Below are 9,445 nucleotides of genomic sequence, written 5' to 3'. Positions count from 1 at the left end.
TGAAGACTCATAACCCCCCTCCCACTCCCCCGTCCGCCGTCTCACAGAGGCGTCCCCGCCCCTCAATTAAACCTAACTATTTAGTGACAACCCGCCCATCCTGTTATATACTTGTAGATGTGGAATGATAATAGCGGCTTTTCAATACGGCCGTGTGCTCATAATACAGAAAAGAGGTAAATGATATGAAACGTGTATTTTTAATTGTACTGGACAGCGTGGGAATCGGAGAAATGCCGGATGCGGCCGACTACGGTGACGCAGGCAGCAACACAATTGCGGCGGCGGCCCGGAGTTCCTCTTTTTCCATGCCTAATATGCAGAAACTGGGTTTTTTTAATATTGACGGCGTTGACTGCCGTGAAAAAAGTGCGTCTCCGTCCGGAGCCTTTGCCAGAATGACGGAGAAATCCAGAGGCAAGGATACGACGATCGGCCACTGGGAGATTGCGGGCGTTGTTTCCGAGCAGCCGCTCCCAACGTTCCCCGACGGTTTTCCAAGGGAACTTTTAGATGAATTTGAAAAAGAGACGGGAAGAAAGGTTCTCTGCAATAAGCCGTACTCAGGAACAGAGGTTATCAAGGACTTCGGCGAGGAGCATCTGAAAACGGGAGCCCTGATTGTTTATACGTCGGCGGACAGTGTGTTTCAGATTGCCGCCCATGAATCGCTCGTTCCGATCGAGGAGCTTTACCGTTACTGCGAGATAGCGAGACGCCTCTGCACCGGAAAATTCGGCGTAGGCCGTGTGATTGCCCGTCCGTTTGAGGGAGAATTTCCGTTCAGCAGGACTTCCAGGCGCCATGACTATTCCCTGGTGCCGCCGAAGGCTACCATGCTCAACTATATTAAGGATGCCGGAAAAGATGTTCTGGCAGTCGGTAAGATTAACGACATCTTTGCCGGAAGCGGCGTGACGGATATGGTGCGCACCGTGAACAACGGGGACGGCATTGACAAGACGCTTGCCTATGCACAGAATGAATTTAACGGAATCTGCTTTACGAACCTGGTGGATTACGATATGCTCTACGGACACAGGAATGATGTGGAGGGTTATGCAAAGGCCCTGACTTATTTTGACGGTCGTCTGCCGGAGCTTCTTGCAATGCTTGGGGAAGACGATATTATGATGATTACGGCCGATCACGGCTGCGATCCCAGCACGCCTTCCACCGACCACTCCAGAGAGTACACACCGCTTGTGATAGCAGGACCGGCTGTGAAAGAGGGCGTAAACCTGGGAACCAGAAAGACATTTGCCGATATTGCGGCATCCATCCTGGATTATCTCGATGTGCCGGGAGAGACGGCCGGTGAGAGCTTCATCGGAGAAATTATTTAACAGAACGGGAGAAGTTAACATGAACAGAGAAAAAATACTGGCAGCGGTCGATCACACCCTGCTTCATCCGGAATCCACATGGGCACAGATTAAAGAACTCTGCGACGATGCAGTCAAATACGGAACGGCATCCGTGTGCATCCCTCCGTCCTTTGTAAAACAGGCAAAGGAATATGTGGGAAACAGAATGCGCATCTGTACGGTCATCGGTTTCCCGAATGGATATAACACCGAGGCGGTCAAGGTATTTGAGACAAAGACGGCAGTAGAGGAAGGGGCCGACGAGATCGATATGGTGATTAACATCGGTGATCTGAAGGACGGAAAGGAAGAGAAGATCCTGCATGAGATTAAGGCGATCAAAGAAGCCTGCGCAGGAAAGCTTCTCAAAGTAATTATCGAGACCTGCCTTCTGACGGAGGAAGAGAAGATTGTGATGTGCCGTCTGGTGACGGAGGCAAAGGCCGATTACATTAAAACTTCCACCGGCTTTTCCACGGCAGGCGCCACTTTTGACGACATTAAACTGTTTGCCGCCCACGTAGGTGACGGAATCAAGATTAAAGCGGCAGGGGGAATCGGTTCCCTGGAGGATGCGGAGCATTTCATGGAGCTGGGCGCCGACAGGCTGGGTACCAGCAGAGTGGTTAAAATTATAAAAGAAGAAGCATAACCGGCTGCGCAGCAAGTTCCGAGCCGGGATGATGAAACAGCGGGGAGGGCCGGCCATACGGTTTGTCCCCGCTGCTTTTTTATATCATAGGAACAATTTCCTATGATATAAAAAGCCCTCCGGGCAGGATGCGCACTCGCGCGAAGATGTAATATGCCGCTATGCGGCTGCGCCCGGTGCGGAAGTCCGGATCGCCGCGCAAAAAACTGCTTGCCTTACAGGCTGTTTAAACGTATCATAATATTAAATATGTTATTTCAGGGGAAGATATTATGGATAAGATAGGAACCCGGCAGATTTGCGCCACGTTTATGGGCTGCTTTCTCGGAGCGGGATTTGTCTCGGGGCAGGAGTTATGGCAGTATTTCGGCTGCTTTGGCATACAGGGAATTGCCGGTTTGTTTGCGGCATGCTTTATATTGACGTCGTTGGGAATCATACTGCTCCTTACGGCAGGGATGAGCGGCACGGGGGAGATGGACCGGGTCGTGATGCCGGTGGAGCTTCCGTGGCTGCGCACGGCGATCGGAGCGGTGCAGATTACCTTTATGTTTGGGATTTATACGGTTATGGCTTCCGGAGCGGGCACTCTGATTGAGAACCTGACCGGCAGCCATACGGCCAGAATCGTGGGAAGCGCCATATTCTGTGCGCTTGTAACCGCCGTGTCGCTCGGCGGAGTGGAAGCGGTGGTGAAGACCTTCGGACGCGTCGTCCCGGTCCTGGTGACGCTGACCATTGTCACGGCTTTGATTGTGATTATGAAGAATGGGATTGGCCGGATAGCGGTTTCGCCAAAGGCCGCATCCAATCCGCTTTTGGGAAGCTGGGGGATTGCCGCCGCCAATTTCACTTCCTATAACTTTTTCTGTGCCATCGGCGCCCTTGCGCCCCTGGGCCTTGCAAACGAATCAAAGAAACCGGCGATCCGCGGTGTGATTGCAGGAGGCGTTATTTTATTTATTATTGGGCTCTGCCTTGTTTTTGCCATGCATTCGGGAAGCGCGGCGACGGAGACGGAGCTGCCGATCCTGACGCTGGCGGAGATGGTTCATCCCGTTTTTTCATGGATTTGCGCCATATTTCTTCTGGGAGCCATGTTTGGTGCGGCAATGTCGGTATTCACCCCGGTCCCACGGTATTTCTGCCGGTTTGCCTGTATAGAGAAGCATAGAATGGTGTTTTCCTCCCTGCTGGGCGTTGCGGCCTGGGCCGCGAGCCAGTTGGGATTCGGCAGTCTGATTGGAGTACTGTACCCTATTTACGGATATATTGCATTTGCGGTCATTGCGCTGCTGATTATTAATTTTATAAAGCGGGTGCAAACAGATTCGCGGAGCCGTTAACAGAGAAAAATAAAATAGTTAATTTAACCCGGCGCGGTAAAGGAGGAGTAAAGATGGCGGAAAAACGGACAATACGGAAGATACGGGCCGGAAACGGCGAGCCGCAGGCGGAACTTACAAAAGAGGAGATAAGGGCTCTTCTCGAAGCGGCCTTTGAACGGCTTCCTTCCGCTTATGCGCCCTACTCCCATTTTCATGTGGCGGCGGCCCTTCTGTGCATGGACGGAACGGTCTGCACGGGAGTTAATGTTGAAAATGCCTCCTATCCTGCGACCAACTGTGCGGAACGCACGGCATTTTTCAAAGCGGTCAGCGAGGGGCGGCGGGAGTTCAGGGCCATTGCGATATGCGGAGGAAAAGACGGAAAGACGGAAACATACTGCGCACCCTGCGGAATCTGCCGCCAGGTGATGAGGGAATTCTGCCGTCCGTCCGGTTTCCAGGTGATTGTGGCGAGAGCGGTGGATGATTACAGAACTTATACGCTGGAAGAACTACTGCCAGAGAGCTTCGGGCCTGAAAACCTGGTGTAATGCGCCGTATCAACCGTGCACGTTTTACACGGTTTGGAACAGCCGAATGAAAGGGAGGTAAGACGGCTTATGAGAATGTATGATCTGATTGAAAAAAAGAAAAGGAATGAGAGCCTTGACCGGGAGGAAATCCGCTTTATGGTCCGGGGATTCGTAAACGGTGAGATTCCGGATTACCAGATGGCGGCTATGCTGATGGCGGTCTGCTTTAACGGGATGGATGATGAGGAGACGACGAACCTGACACTTGAGATGGCCCACTCCGGCGATATGGTGGACCTTTCGCCAATCGAAGGATTTAAAGCGGATAAGCACAGCACCGGAGGCGTGGGAGATAAGACGACCCTGATTGTCGGCCCGATTGTGGCGTCGCTCGGAGTGAAGGTTGCAAAGATGTCCGGCCGCGGGCTTGGGCACACGGGAGGCACCATTGATAAGCTGGAGGCGATCCCGGGCTTTCAGACTTCCATACCAATCGAAACATTTTTTGAGATTGTCAAGAAAACAGGGATTGCGGTGGTCGGACAGAGCGGCAACCTGGTTCCGGCCGATAAAAAGATTTATGCGCTGCGCGACGTGACGGCCACGGTGGACAGCATACCGCTGATTGCATCCTCCATCATGAGCAAGAAACTGGCGGCCGGGAGCAATGGGATTGTTCTGGACGTCAAGACGGGAAGCGGGGCATTCATGAAGACGCTGGATGACTCCATCACGCTTGCTCAGAAGATGGTGGCGATAGGCAATGGAGCCGGCCGCTCCTGCTCGGCCCTGATCACGGACATGGATGTGCCTCTTGGTTTTGCCATCGGCAATTCCCTGGAAGTGATGGAGGCAATCGACACGCTGAGAGGAAAAGGACCGGAGGATCTGCGGGAAGTCTGCCTCAGGCTGGCGGCCGAGATGCTGCATACCGCAGGACGCGGGAATGCGGAGGAATGTTACCGTATGGCGGAGCGGGCGCTGGAAGACGGAAGCGCTTTTGAATCATTTAAAAAGATGGTCGAGGCACAGGGAGGAGACGGCTCTTTCATCGATCATCCGGAACGGTTTGAGAAGGCGCCGTATTGCAGGACCGTGGAGGCGCCGGAAGACGGATACGTCTCCCGCATGGATACGGAAGGGTGCGGAATCGCCTCGGTTCTTCTGAAGGCCGGAAGGAGCACGAAAGAGGACGTGATCGACAATGCGGCCGGAATCATTCTTTATAAAAAATATGGTGATTATGTAAAAAAAGGGGAGCCGATTGTAAAACTGTATGCCTCGGATGAGAGCCTGTTCGGCCCGGCAGAGACAAAAATCCTTTCCTCCTACCAATTCTCGGACGCCGCTCCGCAGGCCAAAAAACTGGTGTATGCGAGGGTTTCGAAAGACGGTGTGGAACGATAAAACAACCGTATTTCAAAAAAATATTTTAAGCGGAAGACACTGGAAATAAAGGGAAGAACACGAAAGACAAGAAAACCTTAAGATAAGGGCCAGTAAATGGAACTTGAAAAACACATGGAACTGGTGTATAATAACGTTATCAAAAGATGAAAAGCTTATCAGATAAAGCTTTCCATCCCAATGAATAAGAGCATTTGTAACTCCTGGGATGCTCGACAACTCTTACTTTTTTTGAACCTACATCGGACATAACGGGATTCCAATATTTTTAAGCGGATGTCAGGCCTCCTATGAGTGGAAGGCAGAAGCCTAAGTGAGGTTGCCCACCTAGCAGAGCTAGGCGTCAATACTGTAAGAGCCGGCATTTTGGGGTTACAAACGATAAAAAGCAGCGAGCAATCGCTGCTTTTGCTTTGCCTTGAAGCGGTAAACAGCAGGGCGATCCTGGCCGGCGTACACAGGCGGCATCCCATGAGGTGCGTTTTCACCCAATGTTTACTTTTTGTTAAGAAATCTTTACATGATATTACTTGCCAAGTATGGAGGACTTCCTGTATACTGGTGGTGAATAAATACGGACGAGGGAAGAACATGAAAAATAATGAATTTAAGCGTTACCTTTACACCGGCCTTACGGCGGTTACCGTGATTGCGATCTGTATCGTGTTCTGGTACTGTATCCAGTACTGGGATCAGGTGGCAAAGGTTATACATCTGATTATCGGAATTGTCGCACCGATTATATACGGTGCGGTGCTTGCCTATCTTACAACCCCGATTTACAACCGGGTGACAAATGCCGTTAAGCGGAAACTTCTGAAGGTATGGAAGGATGAGAAGCATGTGACGGGTATTGCAAAGGCAGTCGGGACAGCGGCCAGCGTATCACTCGTCCTGGTGGTCGTGGCAGGCCTCTTCCAGATGCTGATTCCCCAGATGCTTGAGAGCCTGGCCGGGATCCGGGATTCGTTCCCAACCTATCTGCAGAACCTCTATTCCTGGATACGCCAGGTCCTGGCCGACAATCCGGATATTGAGGAGATGGTCTTAAGCAACCTGCAGAACGGGGTCCAGATGGCGGAAAGCTGGCTTGAGAAATCCTTTACCAATATTGACATGACAAGGCTTGGGGAATTCCTGACCGGCGTCTCCAGCAGCGTTCTGAGCCTTCTGGTGTTTGTTAAGAACTGGCTCATCGGCCTGATCGTCATGGTCTATCTTCTCAACATCAAGGATACCCTGGCAGCCCAGGGTAAAAAGGTGATCTACGGCTGTCTCAATCTCAAGTGGGCCAACAGCGTGGTGGAAGAGCTCCGCTTTGTGAACAAGATGTTCGGCGGTTTCATCATTGGAAAGCTGGTGGATTCCCTGATCATCGGTATTATCTGCTTTATCGGAACGTCGCTTATGAAGATGCCGTTTACTCTGCTGATCAGCGTCATTATCGGAGTGACGAATATCATTCCGTTCTTCGGTCCGTTCATCGGAGCGATACCGACCGGTTTCCTGGTACTGCTTGTAAGTCCGGTCAAATGTATTTATTTCCTTATATTTATCCTGCTTCTCCAGCAGTTCGACGGCAATATTCTGGGACCGAAAATTCTCGGTGATTCAACGGGACTTTCCAGCTTCTGGGTTCTGTTTTCCATTTTGCTGTTCGGAGGGCTTTTCGGGTTTGTCGGAATGATTATTGCGGTTCCGGCATTTGCGGTTATCTATGATCTGATTGCCAGGGCGGTGCATTTTTCACTCAGGAATAAGAACCTGTCCATGGCGACGGAAGATTATAGGGATCTGGATCATATTGACGAAAAAAACGGTAAGTTCATTAAATAACAGTGAAAACTATTTCATTGCCAAATAATAATGAGGCGCTGTCCGGGAAAGGATTTTTATGAGATCAAAGAAGATGGTTTACTGGGCCTTCCTGATTCCGGCGGTTGTGATAGTCCTGATTATCATAATTGTCAAACTCGATACAGCAGATAATTACATTTCCCGCGCCATGGCATCCAAAGCCATGGCGCTCGCGCTGACGGACAAAGACGGCTGCCTGTCCTCCCAGAAGGAGAACGGCTCCCATCTTCCAGCCAGGATGCAGGAAGACTGGTCGGCGAAATACATCGATTATCTGCTGGAGCAGGGACTGATCGAGGAGGGAACCGTTAAGGAGGATGATTATGCATCCTCGGCTCTTACATACGGGGAGGCGGCATTTGCGGCAGAGCAGGTGTCAAAGGGGCTTTCACAGGCTCTGGGCGTCTCCAGGAAGAAGTATAACAAACCGATGCCGAAGGAGGCGTGGTGGCTCTTTTATCCGTCGTTCCTGAAAGCCGCAGACAAGGAACAGGAGGTTAAGGAAGTCGACCTTCTGCTTTATGGAACTCCCGATAATGTGAAGGAGGCGGCGCCCTGGACCGCATATACGAGCGAGGGCATTATGGGCTTTGAGGGACTCTCCATGGATTCCCACATCGACCGTGAGATCCGCGTCCTGGCCAGAAACGGCGAGATGATACACCTCACCGAGGAGGTGTCGGAGGACGTCGTATACAGGAATGTATGGCTGGCGGCCGGCGAACGCGATAAGATGAATCTTTACATAGGCACCATTGTCCGGGAATTTCCACTGGCAAAGGAAGTGGAAGAGCAGGAGAGCGGAGTGCTGGCCGATATCTCCCTGAGCAGGGGGAAAATTAAAAAACTGTCCCTGAAAACGGATACAATCGAGGGAAAGGTTCTGGCGGTCCGCGACGACTCAATTGAGATCGAAGGATACGGGGAGGTGCGCCTCGATAAAGACTTTAAGGTATATAAGACATACGGCGTGGTAAAGGAACAGAGGAAAAAAGATATTCTGGTGGGATATAATCTGGAGAAATTCGTGGTGGCCGATAAGAAGATCTGCGCGGCCCTGCTGGTGAAGAGCTTCTCCGCAAAGAACATCAGGGTCCTTATCATGGATAAGGGATTTTCCTCGATTTTCCACGATCAGGTGATACTGAAGGCCGATACGCCGCTGACGGTGGAGTACGGCGATTCTACGGAACGGATTGAGGCGGGCAGCGAGCTGGTCATCAAAAAGGATGACGAACGCCTGAACAAGGGCAGGATTACGGTGGAGCCGGAGGACCGGCAAAAAGGGATTAAAGTGCTGAGTGTCAGCAGGCAGCAGGGAACACCGGAATATTTCGGCTGTTTTGAAATCAGCCGTGAATCGAAAGGGCTCCTGCTTCTCAACGAGGTCGATGTGGAAGATTATCTGACCAGGGTGGTGCCGAGTGAGATGCCTTCCTCCTACGAGGTTGAGGCACTGAAGGCCCAGGCCGTCTGCGCCAGGACCTATGCCTACCGGCAGATTCAGGCCAACGCTTACAGCCAGTACGGCGCCCATGTGGACGACAGCACCAATTATCAGGTATATAATAATATTGAATCCAACGAGAGAACCGACCTGGCCGTCAAAGAGACGGACGGAGAGATGGTATTTTACGGGGACACCCCGGCGGAGACCTACTATTTCTCCACCTCCTGCGGCTATTCCACCGACGGGACGATCTGGGGAGCCGATATCAAGGATGTGCCGTACCTGAAGGGAATTTCTCTCACCGAGGACGGCGGCATGGATGACATGACGACAAATGATGCCTTTGTGCCGTTTATACAGGGGCAGGGAACAAAGAATTATGATTCAGGATATTCGATGTACCGCTGGTCCACAACAGTCACCAACAAAAAACTGGCCGAGAAGATAGATGGGATCGGTACGATTCAGGCCCTCTTTGTAACCGAACGCGGCACTGGGGGAATTGCAAAAACCGTAAAGGTGGTCGGAAGCGACGGAGAAAAAGTCCTGAAGGGCCAGACCCAGATCAGGAACACGCTGGGTGCGCCGGAACTTGTTTATAAGAAAAACGACGGTTCTACGATGACGGACTGGTCGTCCCTGCCGAGTGCTTTTATTGCGGTGGATGAGACGGCAAGAGACGAGGAGAAAGGCACCAGGACCTTTACGATCTGGGGCGGCGGCTACGGCCACGGCGTTGGAATGAGCCAGAACGGCGCCCAGCAGATGGCAAAGGAAGGAAAGACCTACAAAGACATTCTGTCCTTTTTCTACAGCGGAATCGAGGTCAGGGAGCTTACAGAGTAAAACGG

The 9,445-nt window shown here is 51.6% G+C and carries 7 protein-coding genes and 1 other RNA gene; all 8 read left to right on the top strand.

The window, feature by feature from the left end; all coding sequences use genetic code 11:
* The first annotated feature begins 185 nt into the window (after positions 1–185).
* A complete protein-coding gene (locus QZT18_RS13250) occupies positions 186–1,346 on the top strand; it encodes a phosphopentomutase (protein ID WP_294148472.1) in 1,161 nt (386 codons plus the stop codon).
* Between the two features lie 19 nt (positions 1,347–1,365).
* Complete coding sequence (gene deoC, locus QZT18_RS13245) at positions 1,366–2,019, top strand: deoxyribose-phosphate aldolase (RefSeq protein ID WP_294148471.1); 654 nt, start codon at positions 1,366–1,368, stop codon at positions 2,017–2,019.
* Positions 2,020–2,291: 272 nt separating this feature from the next.
* Positions 2,292–3,365 carry a hypothetical protein gene (locus QZT18_RS13240; RefSeq protein ID WP_294148470.1) on the top strand — a complete coding sequence of 358 codons (1,074 nt, stop codon included), beginning with the start codon at positions 2,292–2,294 and terminating at the stop codon, positions 3,363–3,365.
* Positions 3,366–3,418: 53 nt separating this feature from the next.
* A complete protein-coding gene (cdd, locus tag QZT18_RS13235) occupies positions 3,419–3,898 on the top strand; it encodes a cytidine deaminase (protein WP_294148469.1) in 480 nt (159 codons plus the stop codon).
* A gap of 69 nt (positions 3,899–3,967) precedes the next feature.
* Positions 3,968–5,287 carry a pyrimidine-nucleoside phosphorylase gene (locus QZT18_RS13230; RefSeq protein ID WP_294148468.1) on the top strand — a complete coding sequence of 440 codons (1,320 nt, stop codon included), beginning with the start codon at positions 3,968–3,970 and terminating at the stop codon, positions 5,285–5,287.
* 197 nt (positions 5,288–5,484) lie between these two features.
* Positions 5,485–5,664, top strand: a non-coding RNA gene (gene ssrS, locus QZT18_RS13225) — 6S RNA.
* A 214-nt stretch (positions 5,665–5,878) separates the two neighbouring features.
* Complete coding sequence (locus QZT18_RS13220; RefSeq protein WP_294148467.1) at positions 5,879–7,123, top strand: AI-2E family transporter; 1,245 nt, start codon at positions 5,879–5,881, stop codon at positions 7,121–7,123.
* Between the two features lie 58 nt (positions 7,124–7,181).
* Positions 7,182–9,440, top strand: a complete 2,259-nt coding sequence (locus QZT18_RS13215; RefSeq protein WP_294148466.1) for a SpoIID/LytB domain-containing protein — start codon at positions 7,182–7,184, stop codon at positions 9,438–9,440.
* Positions 9,441–9,445: the final 5 nt, after the last annotated feature.

This window comes from uncultured Clostridium sp., assembly GCF_900547735.1.
In the GTDB taxonomy this organism is placed as follows: domain Bacteria; phylum Bacillota; class Clostridia; order Lachnospirales; family Lachnospiraceae; genus Otoolea.
Note: the sequence above shows the minus strand (reverse complement) of the source record. Positions and strands in the feature narration are given on the sequence as shown.